The following is a 16,787-nucleotide window of genomic DNA, read 5'->3' on the forward strand; positions in this document are numbered from 1 at the left end:
TCAACGCTCATAACCATCACTTAAAAAAACCTACTCAACCACTTAACTACTCTCACAACTACCCTTTCGGCTACAGCAATCTGACGTTCGGCTACAGTATTATTTCGTCCATACAGGAACTTTGTATCAAACAAAATAGTTAAAAGATGAACATATTTGTAACAGGAGCATCAGGCTTCATCGGCTCGGCAGTAGTGAAGGAATTGATCCAAGCAGGACATCATGTCATCGGCTTGGCACGTTCAGAAGCATCCGCGAAAATTATCCGTGATGCAGGCGCATCGGTTTTATTAGGAACGCTTGAAGATTTAGAAATTTTAAAACAAGGCGCCTCACAGGCCGACGGCATTATTCACACCGCTTTTATCCATGATTTTACGCAATACCAAAAAGCAGGTGAAGTGGATAAAACCGCTATCCAGACTATGGGAAATGTCTTGGCAGGCACCAACAAACCTCTGGTGGTAACCTCCGGCATGTTAGGATTAACCCCTATCAATGGCTTTATTACAGAAGAAAGTCCGGTTGGAAATTCACCACGACCTTCAGAAGCCACGACCTTGGCACTGTCAGAAGCAGGCGTTCATGCGTCGGTAGTTCGTTTACCACCATCCGTTCATGACAAAGGCGATAAAGGCTTTATTCCGTTTATTATCGCACAGGCACGCAAAAATGGTGTTTCGGCCTATCCGGAGGAAGGGAAAAACCATTGGTCGGCGGTACATCGTTTAGATGCGGCCAAAGCTTACCGCTTGGCTGTAGAGAAAGCAGCGAAAGGAGCCGTGTATAATGTTGTGGGCGATCAATCCATTGAAATAAAAACAATTGCCACGTTAATCGGCAAACAATTGCAGTTACCTGTTCAATCCGTTTCAGGAGAAGCCATTGTAACACATTTTGACTGGATGGGTCGTTTCATTACCTTTGAAGGCGCCGCTATCGGAAGCAAAACACAAGAACAGCTGGACTGGAAACCCACGCATATTGGTTTATTAGAAGATATGCAGGAAAATTATTTCTAAATTTAAACATCAGTTTGTCATTGTCGGTTCGCCGCAATGACAAACTTTTACACCCAAAAATTAAGCTCGATCATGGAAAACCAGTCACCCATCCGGTTAAAAACCATCAGCGAATTTCATAAATCACGCGGTTTAGCACAACCCGAACATCCGCTCATCAGCGTCATTGATTTTGGTACCATTCCACGTTCAGCCGATATCCGTGGCAAAAGTTGGATATTTGATTTTTATCAAGTATCGCTAAAAAGAGGCATCGATTTCAAAATGAAATACGGACAGCAGGCATACGATTTTGATGAAGGCGTTTTGGGATTTATTGCACCAAATCAAGTTTTTAAAATCGAACACGAACCCCATGCTACGCAAAACCAAATTCGCTCCGGTTGGATGTTGCTAGTTCACCCCGATTTTTTCTGGAATACACCCTTAGCAAAAGCCATTAAACAGTATGAATATTTTGATTATGCGATAAACGAGGCGCTATTCCTATCAGAAAAAGAAGAGGCAACGTTGAATGCCATCATCGAGAATATCCGTCAGGAATACCATGCCAATATCGACAAGTTCAGCAAACAGATCATTATTTCGCAAATTGAAACTTTATTGAGTTATTCCGAACGGTTTTATCATCGTCAGTTCCTCACCAGAGAAAAATCCAACCATCAGGTGTTGCATCGTCTGGAAGAGCTTTTAAATCATTATTTCGATCAAGAAGATTTGATTTCAAGAGGTCTACCCTCCGTTCAGTACGTTGCCGATCAGCTGCACATCTCGCAAAAATATTTAAGTACCTTACTCAAAGTTCTCACCGGGCAAAGCACCCAACAGCATATTCACAACAAACTGATCGACAAGGCCAAAGAAAAACTTTCGACCACCAATTTATCAGTTTCCGAAATAGCTTACGCCTTGGGTTTCGAACATTCACAATCGTTCAGTAAACTGTTCAAATCCAAGACCGATCTATCACCAATCGAGTTTAGGCAATCGTTTAATTAAACTGCCGTCAGCTTTCAGCCGTCGGTTTTCAGCTTTAGCTGGTGCTCCTGCCACTGCTTCTGTCGCTTCAATAATCCCGCATCACTCCGCTACACGAACAACCAATAACGAACAACCAATAACGAATAACCAATAACCAACAACCAATAACGAATAACCAACAACCAATACGGAACTACAAGGCTTCTTGAATTTCCTCCAGTGATTTCCCTTTAGTTTCCGGCATAAATCTCCAAATGAAGAAAAAAGAAACAGCCATCATCAGACTGTAAAAGATAAAAGAATAATAACCGCCATTAGGACTACCTTCGGCGATAATCGGAAAGAGCCAAGAAATGACGGCAGCCATGATCCAATGGGTGAAACTACCGAGCGAGCTACCCTGAGAGCGAACGCTATTCGGGAATATCTCCGAGATAAAAACCCAGATTACCGCGCCTTGCGAAAAGGCAAAGAATGCAATAAAACCGATCAAATAAATTAGCACCGAAGAAGCGGCTGCGATACCCTGACTAAAAGCATGGGCAACCAAGCCCAAAAACACAAACATTCCTAAACTACCGATCAACAGCAGTCGTTTTCGACCAAACTTATCGATGAAGAACATCGCCAGGCAGGTAAACAATAAATTAGCGCCTCCTATAAATACCGGCTGCAGATAAGCCAACTTTTGATCAAAACCCGCCAATTCAAAAATGCGAGGAGCATAATAGAGAATGGCATTGATACCACTTAACTGGTTAAACATCGCCAATATAACAGCATACAAAATGGGCTTCAGATATTTCTTTTGAAATAAACGGTCGTGCGCTCCTTTACCCACTTGATCAGCCTGTAATACGCTGTTCATAGCTTCCTCCTCTCCCAATTTACGAAAGACAGCATGCGCCTTATCGTTATAACTATTGATAGCCAACCACCGTGGGCTCTCCGGAACAAGCTGCAGAAGGCAAAAAAAGAGTACCGAAGGCACCACCATAATACCCAACATCCAGCGCCAAGCTTCATCGCCCAGTCCCACAAAAAGAAAATTTGTCAGATAGGCAATAAATATTCCCAGCACAATCATAAACTGAAAAGAGGCTGTCAACCGACCCCGGCGCTCAGCAGGAGCAATTTCCGAAATATAAATAGGCCCAACAACGGAAGATACACCAACGGCCAGCCCACCGATGAATCGGAATAAGATGAACAATAACCAGGTGTACGATAAAGCACATCCCACGGCTGAACATAAATAAGCAAGGGCAACCACGATCAATACTTTTTTACGTCCAAATTGCTGCGCCGGTATACTGGCCACCATCGCGCCTATAACCGTTCCAATCAAACTGGCAGATACGGTGAATCCCTGCCAAAACGAATTAAGTGTCCAGAGTTGCTGTATGTTTTTTTCCGCGCCGGAAATAACGGCTGTTTCAAAACCAAAAAGAAAACCTCCTAAAGATGCAATGAGTGAGCATCGAATGGCAAAGCCATATTTGGAAATAGCGTTCATTTATGCTATGTTTAACTATTAATCAATGAAGCAGCGCCGAGAAGAGCAGCCTGCTCTCCCATCATCGCTACTTTTATCGGAACAAGAATTTTTTGTGCAGCAAGCCTTTCAACAACCTCCGGCAGAAATAAGTGGTAAGCTTTACTGATATTCCCGCCTATAATCACCGCATCGGGCTTTAGTGCTGTCAAATGAATTAAAAGGAAATCGGCCAACCAATGGGCCAATTGGGCCATTGTCTCTTTTGCCTTACGATCTCCGGAAATCACTTCAGCCAATGATTTGACATCATCAATTCCGGCACCGCCTAAAGAGCGATAATAAGTTAATAAGCCACGGGTTGATATATAATCTTCCGCTATCCCATCCAGAAAGCGGGAGGAACCGAGATTCAGATCTTTTACTACTCCTGAGTTGAAAAATGCGGTTCCCAGGCCAGTTCCCATTGTCAACCCCAGAACCTGGCTTTTCTCCGCCAAGTTACTGCCTATGATCTCGCCACGGAGAAAAGCTTCCGCATCATTCAAAAAGCGGACGCGACTGGGCGGTAGTTTCACTCGTTTAGCAAAGACCTCTTTCACGTTAAAGCCATACAGCGCCTCATATTTATTCATGCCTTTGATCAATGAGATTCCGTTTTCGTAGTCGAAAGGACCGGGCATAGACACCGCTAGGTCTGTACATTGCTTGCCAGAGGCCTCTTGCGCCTCAATCAAGGCACAAGTCCAGGCCTCCAGAATAGTGGAGGCCGGAGCATGCGCATCAATTTTTTTGCGGATTAATGTATCATCGACTATCGATTGCGTTACCGGATGAATGACGGCCGCAGTAATATGCGAGCCTCCTACGTCTGCACTAAGGACAGTTGTTTGCATATAGAATTAAAATAATTTTTCACCTTTTAAACGTATATCAAGGCAACGGGTCGGGCTGTGCCGGATTGGCCGGATCATAAACGGCAACCCCTACTTTTGAATCCGCGCAACCGTAATACAGATACCATTTTTTCCCGAAATAAACCAACCCTTCAATAAACACCGTTCCATCTCTATATTGCCCACTCTTCTCAAACGGTTCCATTGGCCTCAAGAACGGCACATCCAATCGGCCGATGACCTTTGTCGGATCATTCCGATCAAAAAGCACCTGGCCTGCACTGTAAGTTCCCCGGTTAAAACGCTTATCCCCACGTTCCGGATTATTTTTTCCATTGTATAATAGCAAAATACCCTTTTCTGTTAACACCGCAGGCGGGCCACATTCCGTTAAATCGCTATCGAAGTACCCTGCTCTCGGCGAAATGAACGCCTTCAGGGCCCCGTTCCCATCCACAACAGGTTCCCAGTCTATCAAATTATCCGATGTCGCTCCGAAAACTCCATTTTCGCCCCAATACATCCAGTACTTGCCATTCACTTTGGTAATTACCTGCTTATCATTTTTCACCGTTGTCACAATGGAGGCTGATTTATGGAATTTATCCACAATCAGCGCCGCGTTTTTCGCTTTCGCAAAAATTTGCCCATGCTTTTCCCAATGCACTAAATCCTTCGAAGTAGCCACGCCCAATCGCGCGATTTTTCTGTTCCATTGGGTATAAAACATCACGTAAGTACCATCCTCCGTAACAGCCACTCGCGGATCTTCCGTTCCCCCCGGCCATTCGAAATCTTTCTGTCCATCATTCGCCGGATAAAAAACGGGCTTATCCTTTCTCGTAAAAGAAAGACCATCTTTACTAACTGCATACCCCAGACGCGAGGTACGATGGCCTATTTTCACACCGAACTTATCTTCGGCACGGTACAGGACAACAACTTCACCATCCTTTACGGCCGCTGCCGGGTTAAACGTATCATTAGATTCCCAAGCAACATCCTTCCTACTCATCGGGTCAAGAAACGTGGTATTTTCGCGCGGAGAAATAACCGGGTTTACACCAGCCGGGCGGACAAAACCGCCGAAGGCCCAATCAGGTAGTTTATTTGTTTTATGCTGCGCCTGTGAAGTAAGAACTCCGGCAACGCATATTCCCATTGCCATTATCACTGGCAAAAATCGCTTCTTCATATTCGTACTTTAATTAATAAATCATTTTCGTTGAAAAGTTAATATCCACTGTTCTGCGTAATCGTACCACCCGACAAATCGATCTCCCGCTGCGGCACCGGATACAGATAATGATTGGGATTAAAATTCTTACCCATAGCCTTCAGCACTTGTTCGGCCACTCCCCATCGTCTCAAGTCGCTAAAGCGATGATGTTCAAAACCTAACTCCGCTCTCCTTTCCTGCATAAGCCAAGCTTTGATTATGGCCGGATCTGTCACCTGTAAATTGCGGTCCGGTAGTGTTCCACTTGGTGCTGTTCCGCCCGTAACCGTAGAGGTGTTCCGAGCACGGGCACGTACCTCATTTATCAGACGAATAGCCTGCTGATAATCGCCTGTTTCCAGATAGGCTTCCGCCTTCCAGAGAAGAACATCTGCCCAACGTATCAGAATTTTGTTGGTTGGCGAGTCGCCATTTCCGCGATTAGCAGCATTCAGTTCCCCCATTAATTTATACACTAAGCGATCCGCTACATTAACCGTATAATCCAAACGCGGGTCGTTCGGTTCAAACGAGGCGACAAAGTCATCCGTAGGCGCAAGAAAACCCCAACCCAAGAGCGAACCAATGCCATTACCATTTTTTGGCAAAGTCCCTTGCGTGTGGTTATACGCAAAAATCACTTCCCGGTCGTTAAACTTTTTACTATTGCTAAAGCTATCGAAATAATTGCTATTCAGGTTGAAATACCCCTTCTGCTGCAACCTATCGATCTTAGTCAACACTTCTTGCCATTGTTCGTTGAATAAAGCTACCTTGGCCTCAAGAGCCAATACGGCACCCCACGAAACACGCCAAGGCTCATTTTCAGCAGCGCGTCTCGTATCCGGAATCAATTGCGCTGCCTGTTGTAGATCCGCATTTATCTGTTGCCAGATCTGTTCTTTCGGTACCCGTACCGCCACTTCATAAGCTTCGTCGAAGTCGGTCAGCGGTTTTGTCAAAAGCGGCACATCTCCGAAATTGGTCACCAGCTCGAAATAATAATAAGCACGAAGGAAAAGCACCTCTCCCAACATACGTCTCGCCAGATCCTGCGAAACACCGGCCTGCTGCACCGTTTCCGGATTACCCAGTTTATCGATTGCCAGATTAGCTCTCGACACGCCCTCAAAAGCATAAGTCCAGAGGCCATTAAACGCGGGGTTATCCGCCGTGAACGAAAAGCGCCCCACCTCATCCATCCAGGCCTGATCACCGTCAGACACCCATTTTTTATTCATATCACCTCCGGCAATATCCTCCATCACAAAATCAGGACGAATAAACAGCCCGCGCGTCCAACTACCATCACCCAGAAAGCCCGTTGTATTACGGAGCGGTTCGTACGTACTATTGACGGCCGAGGTCAACGTTGCCTCCGACGGACTGTCGCTGATCTGATCCGGCGTAAGCAGACCGATCGGGTCTTTTTCCATATTACAGGCCGCGAGCATTAAGCCCAAGCCCAGCAAACTGCTATAAATATATGTTTTCATTGCTATTATTTTTTGAAGTAACGAAAGTTGCGCATCACACACTATTTGTTATGTTAGGAACCACCAAGACAGGCTTTCAGTTACTTGTATTTAAGGTTAAAAAGTTACATTGATACCGAACAAAAAGGTTCTGGAAGATGGGTATGTTCCCATATCGATCAGATCGGTCGATTCCGGATCCAGCCCCTTATAATCTGTCCAGGTCAACAGGTTTTGCCCCGAAACATACACGCGCATATTTTTCAGCACCTTTGTATCGCTGATCAGCGATCCAAAAGAATAACCAAGCTCTACGTTTTTCAATCGTGCATACGATGCATCCTCCAGGATGATGCTCGAAACCCGGCTGCTGCCGTTGTCATTGAAAGTCACCCTCGGAATGGTGTTACTACTTCCTTCACCATCCCAGGCGCCAAGCACATCTGTCGTGTAGTTGAACGGTCGCGTATCAAAATCCAGTATCTTTCTACCGTCGTTATAGCGATCAACACCCTGCACACCTTGTATCAGCACGGCCAGGTCAAAGCCCTTGTACGCAGCAGTAAGGTTAAGTCCGTAGGTTAATTTAGGAATAGGGTTTCCCATAAAATCACGATCCTGATCATTGATCATGCCATCACCGTTTAGATTTTTAAAACGGATATCGCCTGGTTTTTGCGTCGGATTCGAAACACCGGACAAATGACTGTTCACTTCCGCCTGGTTTTGATAAATTCCCTCCACCACATAGCCGAAATAGGCATTCAAAGGATTACCTACCTGCGTACGCGTTGCCGTACCACTGATATAAGGTACATTCGGATGTAACTTCACCACTTCATTCGATAGGGTTGCGAGGTTTGCGTTCAATCCATAGCGGAAACCACCGGCCGTACTATTCCGGTATCCCAGTGAAAACTCAAACCCTTTGTTCTTTACCTGTCCTGCATTAACGATGGTAGGTTGCACGTTCCCCACCAAACTGGGAAGCGAAATTGGCAAGAGGATGTCGCGTGTATCCTTTATAAAATAGTCGGCCGAGAAAGAAACATGATCTCCAAAGAACGACGCATCCAAACCGATATTATGCTGTACAGTGGTTTCCCATTTCAGATCGGGATTTCCGTAACGATCAATCAGGTAGTTCTCACCCACCCGTTTCATCAAGGTCAGATACGCATAATTATCAATCTCCTGATTTCCCAGCGTACCGGTACTCGCGCGCAGACGAAGATCGCTAATCCACTTCACGTTTTGCATAAACTGTTCTTTGCTGACCGTCCATCCAGCAGAAACCGACGGAAAATAACCCCACCGATGGTTTTCACCGAAACGCGAAGATTCGTCCGCCCGCAGATTCGCTGTCACCATATATTTACCCTCATACTCATAACTTGCCGATCCGAAGATACTGAACAGCGCATATTCTGATCCCGATCCGCCGTTCCATACATCGAGCAAGGTACTACCATAATCCAGGTAGCGGAAAGTTGGTAAGGTATAATCGTAACGCCGACGAGACCCATTGATTGAAGCTCCATTATTCTTAATATATTCCGTTCCCGCCAGCGCGCTGATATGATGCGATCCAAATGTTTTATCATAAGAAAGCACATTATTCCAGGTCAAGGTGAAATCAGTTCCACGATCTTCATTTAAACCCTCTGGCCGATTAATCCGTCCCTTACCAAGGTCATTAGGGCCCGCGCTCCCATCATCGTCACCATAATTTTCAAAAAAGGCTTTGGTATGGTTTACATTGAGGTCGATCCCCACATTTGTTCGGAACTTTAATGATTTATCCGCAAGCAACGCATACTCGCCAAACACGTTGCCGAAGGTCTTGATCCGTGAGAACACATTATCGGTAAAATAAGCTGCCGCTACCGGGTTGCGGGTATATTCATATTTATTGCTCTCATAGCCCGTATTCACTTGGTTATTTCTGTAAAACGGCAAATCGGTAAAGGGATCAGCGGCAGACCAGGTTGGATCAGATGGATCTTTATACACGCTCAATAGCGGAGGTCTTAATAAAGCGTGCCTTATAATGCCCGGCGCATCACCTTTTGCCGATATCTGATCCCGCTTCGAATAGGTCATCTGCATGTTCGTACCAATTTTGAATCGGTCTGACAATGCACTGTTAACATTTACCCTAAAGTTAATCCGCTCGTATTTATCGTTATCGAAAATGACAATACCATTCTGCCGATAATAACCGCCCGAAATCAAGTACTGCGTTTTTTCCGTTCCTCCGCTGGCCGATAGCTCGACACTATTCGTCTTACCCGTTTCAAACAGCTCGTCCAACCAATCCGTATTGGCCAGATCGGTACGCGATTTATCCGCTGTATAGGGGTTCGTGCCCGTAATCCCCGAATTGTTCCATGCTTTTTCAAGCACATTCAGGTATTGCTGCGTGTTCAGCAACTTAGGCAGATTCGTAGCCTGTTGCAGCCCGCCAAAGTAATTTATATTAATAGAACTTTGCCCGATCTTGCCCTGTTTAGTGGTAATCACCACCACACCCGCTGACGCCCGCGAACCATAGATTGCGGCAGCCGAAGCGTCTTTTAGTACAGACATCGACTCAATATCAGAAGGATTCAGAAAAGTTATATCCCTAGACGGTACACCATCTACCACATAAAGCGGGTTATTATTGCCAATGGTACCTTCGCCACGGATTCTCACATTGATGCCGTCCCCCGGGGCACCACTGCTTTGCGTAATTTGCACACCGGCCACCTGGCCCTGTAGCGACTGCGCCACATTAGGCACCCGTCTCGACTCAACGTCCGTCATATTAACTGAAGCTACAGCTCCGGTAACCGAAGATCTCCGCTGAGAAGAATAACCTACCACCACTACCTCATCCAGGGCAGCAGCATCCTCCTTTAAGGTAATCACCAAATTGCCGTTGCCGGTAACCGTTATTTCGGTGGATAAGTAACCCGTAAAGGACACGGAGATTTGCTGTCCATTTTCAGCCGGCAAGGTGAATTGTCCGTTCACATCGGTAGATGTTACGGCCGTTCCGCCCTTTATGCGGACGGTTGCCCCTGGCAGTGGTTGACCGGCAGCATCCAGCACTTTTCCACTAATGCGCTGCTGCTGTCCGATTGCGCTAACAAGCTCGCCCTTCCCCTCAGCGGCCGTTGAAAGCGCCGGGTGCAGTACACACGGAAGCGCAGCCAGGCATAGTTTAACCCATAAGTTTTTACTGTTCATGATACAATTAGTTAGGTGTTAATTCATAATTTATTAGCAATAAATCGTAAAGTCTAGGAAAACCGGTTTTTCTGATTGGCTAAAAAAAAGGTTAGTCCGAAAGACGTTTCAAAACTAAATTAAAAAAACCAGTTTAGCAAGGTTATTTTCGAAGTTTTTTTGGTTTAATGCTCGATTCGCGAATAATCAATTTCGAGGGGATTACTTGTACGTTCGGTCCATGCGTGGAAGATTTGCCGTTGATCCGCTTCAATAAGTTGTCAAAAATAGCAGCGCTTAACTGCTCCAGGGGTTGTACAATCGAAGTAATGGAAGGTGTAAACAGCCGAAAGAGGTCGTGTTCATCGAATACAACAATACCAATTTGTTCCGGTATCTTCAAGCCCAGTTCACGGATAGCCTCCAACCCACTGATACATAAATAATTCGTTGCAAAAACAATCGCATCTATCTGTGGATGTGATTGAAGAAATTTAATAATCTCTTTTTTCCGACTGTCTCCTTCGTCATTATAATCCATTTCCAGTACGATAGGCGATTGGCCGCAAGTGCCGACACAGCTAAGGTAGCCATCCAGTCTTTCTTTCATCTGGCTTTGAGAAGAGGCCAGCGAAACAAAAGCAATATGTTGGAAGCCCTGCTTCAGGAGATGCTCACAGGCCTCCACCACCATTTCCCGGTTATTCGTCCCCACGTAATCCGTTTCCACTCCTTCCAGCATCCGATCGAAAATTACCACCGGTACACCATCGTCTATGATTGTCTTGATCTGTTCTTCTATATGTAAAGGAGGTGCAACGATAAAACCATCTACCTTCGTATCACGAAACAAATCCAACACCGAAAGTGCGGCTTGGGTATCGCCCAGCGTACTACTATAAATGATCCGGTAACCACTTTTTTTCGCCTGCTTCTCAATCATTAGCGCAATCGGCCCAAAGAAAGAGTCCCCAATATTTTCCACAATCAGGCCTATGCTGTTCGATCTACCTGTTGCGAGGCTTTGCGCCATATAATTGGGTTTAAAACCGATTTCTTTGACATAGTTAAGCACCCGCTGCTCCTGTTCTTTACTTATCCTATGAGCTTCCGCTTTCCCATTGATGATAAAAGATACCGTAGATTTGGCAACTTTAAGATGTTTTGCTATGTCATTAATCGAGGGTTTCTTCTCCGCCATATCGCATTATATACGCCCTAATTGAGAAAGGCTTGAGCGAATGTCTCAATTTTTGGAGATATTTACAAGCGACACAGTCATTTTTAGCTGGAGGCAGTGAGCAATAGGCTGTAGGTTTTAAGGCATAAGGTTTGTGCTACTATTTTCATATTCATTGTATTTCAGTACATATTTATCTACATTTGTTGCAACACCTTCTCCAATACGATCAACAGATGATACATACCTTCACCGCCTTGAATTTTCAACATCTTTTCTCTAAGATCGTTGGTAACCCAAAGCAATTTACTTTACAACATCGTCTATTTAACGCCTTTACTTTCATCGGCTTTGTTCTGGTATTGGGCACACTTATATTTAACAGTTTATCCGGCCTCTACTATCCTGCGTTAATTTCACTCGTCGCCGCAGTACTTCTTGGCGCGGCCTATTATCAATCAACCATCAAGAATCGATACTTACAGACTTTTGTGATCATAGCCGTCTGCCTTAATCTGCTATTGGCCATCAATTATTTCTACAATGCAGGTGTCGCCGGCCCCACCCTCTTTCTTTTATTAGGTGTTTATCTGGCAACCATGATGATATCGCCTAAGCATCAATACATTTTCTGGACTATTCTTCATAATACCTTAATAATTCTCTTGCTAATAATCGAATTTAATTTTCCCGATAGTATAAAAAGCACCTATACGAGCCGCTCTATTTATTTTTTAGACAATCTTATTACTTATCTCGTTGTGTCGTTATTGGTTGCGGCCGGTGTAATAACCTTCGTTTTTCATTACACAGTTGAACGCAAAACTGTAGAAAAACAATCCAAGCTTCTCGGCTTACTCAACGATGAAAAAATTCGCTTGATATCAATTCTTTCACACGATTTACGCTCACCGATCTCGGGCATACAATCCTACCTTGATCGTCTTTTTTATGAGAGTTTGACAACAGAAGAGAAAGAAATAATCGAACAACATCTTCTCGATTTAACAAATCGCACACAGCAGCTACTGAACAGTGTATTGCATTGGTCTAAAGATTACTACCATGTAGATCAAATGCAGCTATCTACCGTTGATCTCACCAAAAGTTTACGACATAGTTCAGAACTATACACACATCTCGCCCAGCACAAGCGAATAAAGCTTGTGCTAAATAGTAGTTCTCCATTGCATATTATAAGCAACGAAGCGATCACACAGCTTATCATCCGAAACTTAATTGATAACGCCATAAAATTCACTAAAGAAGGCGGAGAAATCCATCTAAAAACGCGTAAAGAAGGTAAAACCGCCCTTATCTCTGTCGCCGATAGCGGATCGGGAGAGAGTCAATCGGTCGCTGAAAAGATATCCAAATCCTTTGAAAATTCTGCAGACACGTATCGAATCAATAGTGGTTTGGGCCTGATGATGTGCAAACAATATACCGAGGCGTTAGGAGGCTCCATTCATTGTAATGCAAACGCATTGGGCGGAACCACCTTTGTAGTACGACTTCCCCTGTCCTAGTCGATAAGCGTCTTCATCTTTCGGTATATCCAAACAGATTGAAAAGGCCCGCAAAAAATTCGGGGGAAAGAATCAGCTATGCCGTACCAATATCTGTAAAACCTTTAGTCAACTTAAGTGTTTTAGGAAGAAACTTATGCATTTCCTTGTGAAAAAACGCTTCATCATACTATTACCGGCAATATTTTTTGTAATCAGCGCTTCGGCTCAGCAAGACACCGCTAAGCTCAAAAACCAATTTTCTATTTTCAATCCGACACCCGAATCGCTCTTAAGAGACGAAATCGGGGCAGACCGTCCAGATGAAACCGAATCGCCTTATACCATAGATGCAGGACACTTCATGTACGAAGCGGATCTGTTCAACTATGAACGTCAGCGAACCGATGAAGCCATTCAATCCACTTATCTTTTGCACCAGGCAAATTTGAGATTTGGCTTAACGAATACGATGGATTTTCAGATCAAGGTACAAAGTTATGGCCGTCAACGCAGTCGCTCCATCTCTTCAGGAAACGTCCAGTCGAAGAGTGGCTTTGGTGATGTGATCTTGCGGTTAAAGCAAAATCTCTATGGGAACGATCACGGAAATGTCGCTTTCGGATGCATGGCCTATGTTAAACTACCCACAAACAACTATTCAGACAATAAAGAATATGAAGGGGGAATTATTATCCCGTTAGAATTAAAGCTGCCCGGTGAGTGGAAACTCGGTCTACAGGTAGAAGGCGATCGCTTGAAGGATGACGTTGGCAATGGTATGCATACGGAGTTTTTACAATCAGCCGTTATCAGTCATAAGGTGTTCAAAAATCTCAAAGGATTTTTGGAAACCTATTATACCTATGATTTCAAAGGGCATGAATGGCGTAATTTTATTGATATGGCCCTACAATATGAAATATCGAAAAAAATCATGGTTGACGGTGGATTGTATTATGGCCTACAGACTCAGGCAAGCAAAACGTACTTCTTTGGACTGCTTGTCGAGATATGATTTGGATGGCCCTTAGGGGTTAGTTTTTCAGCTTTCGGATATCAGCTTTCGGCTTTACTTGGTGTTACCGCTAATAAGGTTTATGCTATAAGCTCTAGGCTTTAGGCAGCACCAGCCATTATCAAATTGGCTAATTATTTCAGCTTTCAGCCATCAGCAGTCAGCTTTCGGCTATAACGGGGGTAACAAAAAAATTCATCACTCAACACTCATAACTCCTGCCTACCGGCAGGCAGGCATAACTTATTTGCGTCGGCTTTCAGTCGCACTAGCCCTTCTCATGCTGAGCAAATTTTTATACGCTTGAAAAAACGATCAGGAAAGTGTATTTTTGTTTTAGAGGGATTACACAAATGGAACTGATAATAGATATAGATAAAATTAAGGATGCTTCCAAAAGAGAATGGCTTTTAAGCACTCTAAAATTAATGGGTATAAGATTTCAAACAAGCGAAGGAGCTCAGACTTTAGCAGAATATAATGAAGACCTTGAAAATGGAAATAATGAAATAGAACGTGGTGAATTTATTTCTGCGAAAGATCTAAAAGATCAAGCAGCCAAATGGTAGTTATTTGGAGCAAACAAGCCCAGGAAGAACTAAAGAAGGTTTTTAAAAAAATTTCTTTAGATTCATTGCAGAATGCTGAAAAAGTCAGGGATACGATTATCGATCTGACGCTAGCACTGCCATTACATCCAAAAAGTTTCCTCTCGATAAGTACAAAACCGATAATGATGGATCTTGGAGAGCCTTCGAAAAGTATCATTTACGCGTTTCATACCGGGTAATGCCTGACGAAATTAGAATCATAAGGTTAAGACATACAAAAAGAAATCCAAAGTTGTATTAAGCACTTTCACCGCTACTTATAAAGCAGTAAGCGATAGGCTCTAACCTGTAGGCACTAACGAATATAGCTACTGGTAAGGCCGTAAGCTATAAGCTTTAGGGTGTAAGGCTTGTGCATCACATGGCTCATCATCAAATTGGCTAATTATTTCAGCTTTCAGCCATCAGCAGTCAGCTTTCCGCTATAAGGGGCGGCAACAAAAAAATTCCTGCCTACCGGCAGGCAGGCATCGCTCATCATTTGTGTCGGCTTTTCTTCTATTAATTTTATGGTTATTTTTTTTAATTAAAATTTTCATTTTCTTTTCCCCTTGATGGGAAAAGAAACAAAAGGATCAAGGCTGCATAATTTTCGCTAAAAAATTTGCCCCTTCACACAACAGCGCGGAGCCGTTCGTCCCTCACTTCTTCACACTGTTTCTTTTCCTCACTATGCAAATTTTTCTTAACGCTCATCTTATGAGGCCGTTTTGTCCTACACGCGAGAGCCCCGTGTGATTTCATCACGCGCAACACACAACAGGCAACTCAACAACTCAACCGCTTCCCTACTCAACTATTTAACTTCTCAACAACTTAACTACTCAACAACTCAACCACTTCCCTATCCAACGGTTCAACGCCATTGACTAATTGACCAATTAACTAATCGGCTAATTGGCTAATTGGCTAACCGGCTAGTCAACAACTCAAAATAACGAAGACCAAAAGCGAACATTTGCTGTTCGAAAACGTGCAATGAAAAGGAGCAAAAACACAATCAAGACACTCAAAAACAACTAATTATAATTATGGCATTTAATTCGTGTGCGTTTAGCAAACAACACAAATTATGTTAAACACGCTATCTATTTTTAATACAGTGAGAACTTTTATATGGATTGCTTATTTCCTGCTTCTGACAACTGACTCATTAGGCCAGTGGAAGCATACCGAAAAGTTTATCGATAAATATGCAAAAGCGAACCATTACAATGGAACCATTTTAGTAAAACAGGCAAACAAAACATACCTGAAGAGTTTTGGAACGGCCAATTTCCAATTTGACGTACCCAATCAACCGGATACGAAGTATAAGATTGCTTCCATTACCAAGCTGTTCACAGCTGTTCTGATTATGCAATTATACGAAACAGGTAAATTGGACCTACATGCTACGATAAAAACGTATTTACCCAATTACACCGGAGCAGCCGGCGATAAGGCAAGCATTTTTCACCTTTTAACCGCCACCTCCGGTATAGAAAACAGCGAGGCCGGCGAAAACCCGAATGAAGTACCTTCCATGTTTTTGAAGAAGTACACCACCGACGAAATTTTACAGCGATATTGTAGTGGCAAAATGGAAAATGAACCCGGCAAACATTATAGTTACAATAATGCAGATTATGTGATCTTAGGCAAAATTATTGAGGCAATTTATGGTAGGCCTTATGAAGAAGTATTGAGAACCCAACTATTGCAGCCCTTGAAGATGCATCATTCGGGGATGTGCTCCTATCAGCAAGTAACAGAAAATCTAGCCGCTGTTTATAGCATAGATGAGAGCTCCAAAGAACTAAAAAACGATCCATTTTATTATATCGAAAACTTCTATTCAGCCGGAGCGATGTACTCCACCGCCGAAGACCTTCTATTGTTTTCAGAAGCGTTATATAACGGTGGATTACTTGCTAATTCCAGTTTAAAGATGATGCTGACACCCTATTTAGAATCCTATGGTTTCGGTTTATGGATCCGAAAATTACAGATCAATAATCGCGAAGTTGTTATGAATGAGCGGCAAGGTTCCATTTGGGGAACAACAACACGGCTGCTGTATATCCCACAGGAGAAAATTACGATTATACTCCTTACCAATATGTATACCACCAGCCTCAACACCTTTCAAAACGAGATTATAAAGACCTTAATTCATTAGCCAGAACA

The 16,787-nt window shown here is 43.6% G+C and carries 13 protein-coding genes; 7 read left to right on the plus strand and 6 right to left on the minus strand.

The annotated features are described in order from the left end of the window. Positions 1-146 precede the first annotated feature (146 nt). Both ACH11B_RS25995 and ACH11B_RS26000 read left to right on the plus strand, forming a co-directional pair. Positions 147-1,022: an SDR family oxidoreductase gene (locus ACH11B_RS25995; protein ID WP_377611202.1), complete on the plus strand. Its 876-nt coding sequence runs from the start codon at positions 147-149 to the stop codon at positions 1,020-1,022. Positions 1,023-1,094: 72 nt separating this feature from the next. Continuing rightward, entirely contained in the window at positions 1,095-2,021 is a 927-nt protein-coding gene (locus ACH11B_RS26000) for an AraC family transcriptional regulator (protein WP_149106060.1), read from the plus strand. Positions 2,022-2,196: 175 nt separating this feature from the next. On the opposite strand, the gene ACH11B_RS26005 is transcribed toward ACH11B_RS26000, so the two are convergent. From ACH11B_RS26005 to ACH11B_RS26030, 6 genes are all read right to left on the minus strand, one after another. Further along, entirely contained in the window at positions 2,197-3,519 is a 1,323-nt protein-coding gene (locus tag ACH11B_RS26005) for a sugar porter family MFS transporter (RefSeq protein WP_149106061.1), read from the minus strand. Positions 3,520-3,530: 11 nt separating this feature from the next. Next, the gene (locus ACH11B_RS26010) at positions 3,531-4,394 is read right to left on the minus strand and encodes an ROK family protein (RefSeq protein WP_377611204.1); all 864 of its coding nucleotides are present in this window, start codon (positions 4,392-4,394) and stop codon (positions 3,531-3,533) included. Positions 4,395-4,431: 37 nt separating this feature from the next. After that, a complete protein-coding gene (locus ACH11B_RS26015) occupies positions 4,432-5,589 on the minus strand; it encodes a glycoside hydrolase family 130 protein (protein ID WP_377611206.1) in 1,158 nt (385 codons plus the stop codon). Positions 5,590-5,627: 38 nt separating this feature from the next. Further along, positions 5,628-7,109, minus strand: a complete 1,482-nt coding sequence (locus ACH11B_RS26020) for a RagB/SusD family nutrient uptake outer membrane protein (protein ID WP_130856697.1) — start codon at positions 7,107-7,109, stop codon at positions 5,628-5,630. Positions 7,110-7,205: 96 nt separating this feature from the next. Then, on the minus strand, positions 7,206-10,322 hold the full coding sequence (locus tag ACH11B_RS26025; RefSeq protein ID WP_377611208.1) for a SusC/RagA family TonB-linked outer membrane protein: 3,117 nt from the start codon (positions 10,320-10,322) through the stop codon (positions 7,206-7,208). 142 nt (positions 10,323-10,464) lie between these two features. Then, on the minus strand, positions 10,465-11,502 hold the full coding sequence (locus ACH11B_RS26030) for a LacI family DNA-binding transcriptional regulator (RefSeq protein ID WP_130856695.1): 1,038 nt from the start codon (positions 11,500-11,502) through the stop codon (positions 10,465-10,467). Positions 11,503-11,717: 215 nt separating this feature from the next. Between ACH11B_RS26030 and ACH11B_RS26035 the strand changes: the two genes are divergently transcribed. From ACH11B_RS26035 to ACH11B_RS26055, 5 genes are all read left to right on the plus strand, one after another. After that, positions 11,718-13,010, plus strand: a complete 1,293-nt coding sequence (locus ACH11B_RS26035) for a sensor histidine kinase (protein ID WP_377611210.1) — start codon at positions 11,718-11,720, stop codon at positions 13,008-13,010. Positions 13,011-13,158: 148 nt separating this feature from the next. Beyond that, on the plus strand, positions 13,159-14,007 hold the full coding sequence (locus tag ACH11B_RS26040) for a transporter (RefSeq protein WP_377611212.1): 849 nt from the start codon (positions 13,159-13,161) through the stop codon (positions 14,005-14,007). A gap of 353 nt (positions 14,008-14,360) precedes the next feature. Further along, on the plus strand, positions 14,361-14,576 hold the full coding sequence (locus ACH11B_RS26045) for a hypothetical protein (RefSeq protein ID WP_130856692.1): 216 nt from the start codon (positions 14,361-14,363) through the stop codon (positions 14,574-14,576). Continuing rightward, positions 14,570-14,797, plus strand: coding sequence for a type II toxin-antitoxin system RelE/ParE family toxin (locus tag ACH11B_RS26050; protein ID WP_207303773.1), 228 nt, complete (start codon positions 14,570-14,572; stop codon positions 14,795-14,797). Before ACH11B_RS26045 ends, ACH11B_RS26050 begins: the two co-directional genes overlap by 7 nt. An 893-nt stretch (positions 14,798-15,690) precedes the next feature. After that, on the plus strand, positions 15,691-16,779 hold the full coding sequence (locus tag ACH11B_RS26055; RefSeq protein ID WP_377611215.1) for a serine hydrolase domain-containing protein: 1,089 nt from the start codon (positions 15,691-15,693) through the stop codon (positions 16,777-16,779). Positions 16,780-16,787 lie beyond the last annotated feature (8 nt).

It is taken from the genome of Olivibacter sp. EAT-5, assembly GCF_044784325.1.
Lineage (GTDB): Bacteria > Bacteroidota > Bacteroidia > Sphingobacteriales > Sphingobacteriaceae > Olivibacter > Olivibacter oleidegradans.

Coding starts and splice junctions, on each gene's coding strand:
- ACH11B_RS25995 (WP_377611202.1), top strand. CDS start 147: ATGAACATATTTGTAACAGGAGCATCAGGCTTCATCGGCTCGGCAGTA.
- ACH11B_RS26000 (WP_149106060.1), top strand. CDS start 1,095: ATGGAAAACCAGTCACCCATCCGGTTAAAAACCATCAGCGAATTTCAT.
- ACH11B_RS26005 (WP_149106061.1), bottom strand. CDS start 3,519: ATGAACGCTATTTCCAAATATGGCTTTGCCATTCGATGCTCACTCATT.
- ACH11B_RS26010 (WP_377611204.1), bottom strand. CDS start 4,394: ATGCAAACAACTGTCCTTAGTGCAGACGTAGGAGGCTCGCATATTACT.
- ACH11B_RS26015 (WP_377611206.1), bottom strand. CDS start 5,589: ATGAAGAAGCGATTTTTGCCAGTGATAATGGCAATGGGAATATGCGTT.
- ACH11B_RS26020 (WP_130856697.1), bottom strand. CDS start 7,109: ATGAAAACATATATTTATAGCAGTTTGCTGGGCTTGGGCTTAATGCTC.
- ACH11B_RS26025 (WP_377611208.1), bottom strand. CDS start 10,322: ATGAACAGTAAAAACTTATGGGTTAAACTATGCCTGGCTGCGCTTCCG.
- ACH11B_RS26030 (WP_130856695.1), bottom strand. CDS start 11,502: ATGGCGGAGAAGAAACCCTCGATTAATGACATAGCAAAACATCTTAAA.
- ACH11B_RS26035 (WP_377611210.1), top strand. CDS start 11,718: ATGATACATACCTTCACCGCCTTGAATTTTCAACATCTTTTCTCTAAG.
- ACH11B_RS26045 (WP_130856692.1), top strand. CDS start 14,361: ATGGAACTGATAATAGATATAGATAAAATTAAGGATGCTTCCAAAAGA.
- ACH11B_RS26050 (WP_207303773.1), top strand. CDS start 14,570: ATGGTAGTTATTTGGAGCAAACAAGCCCAGGAAGAACTAAAGAAGGTT.
- ACH11B_RS26055 (WP_377611215.1), top strand. CDS start 15,691: ATGTTAAACACGCTATCTATTTTTAATACAGTGAGAACTTTTATATGG.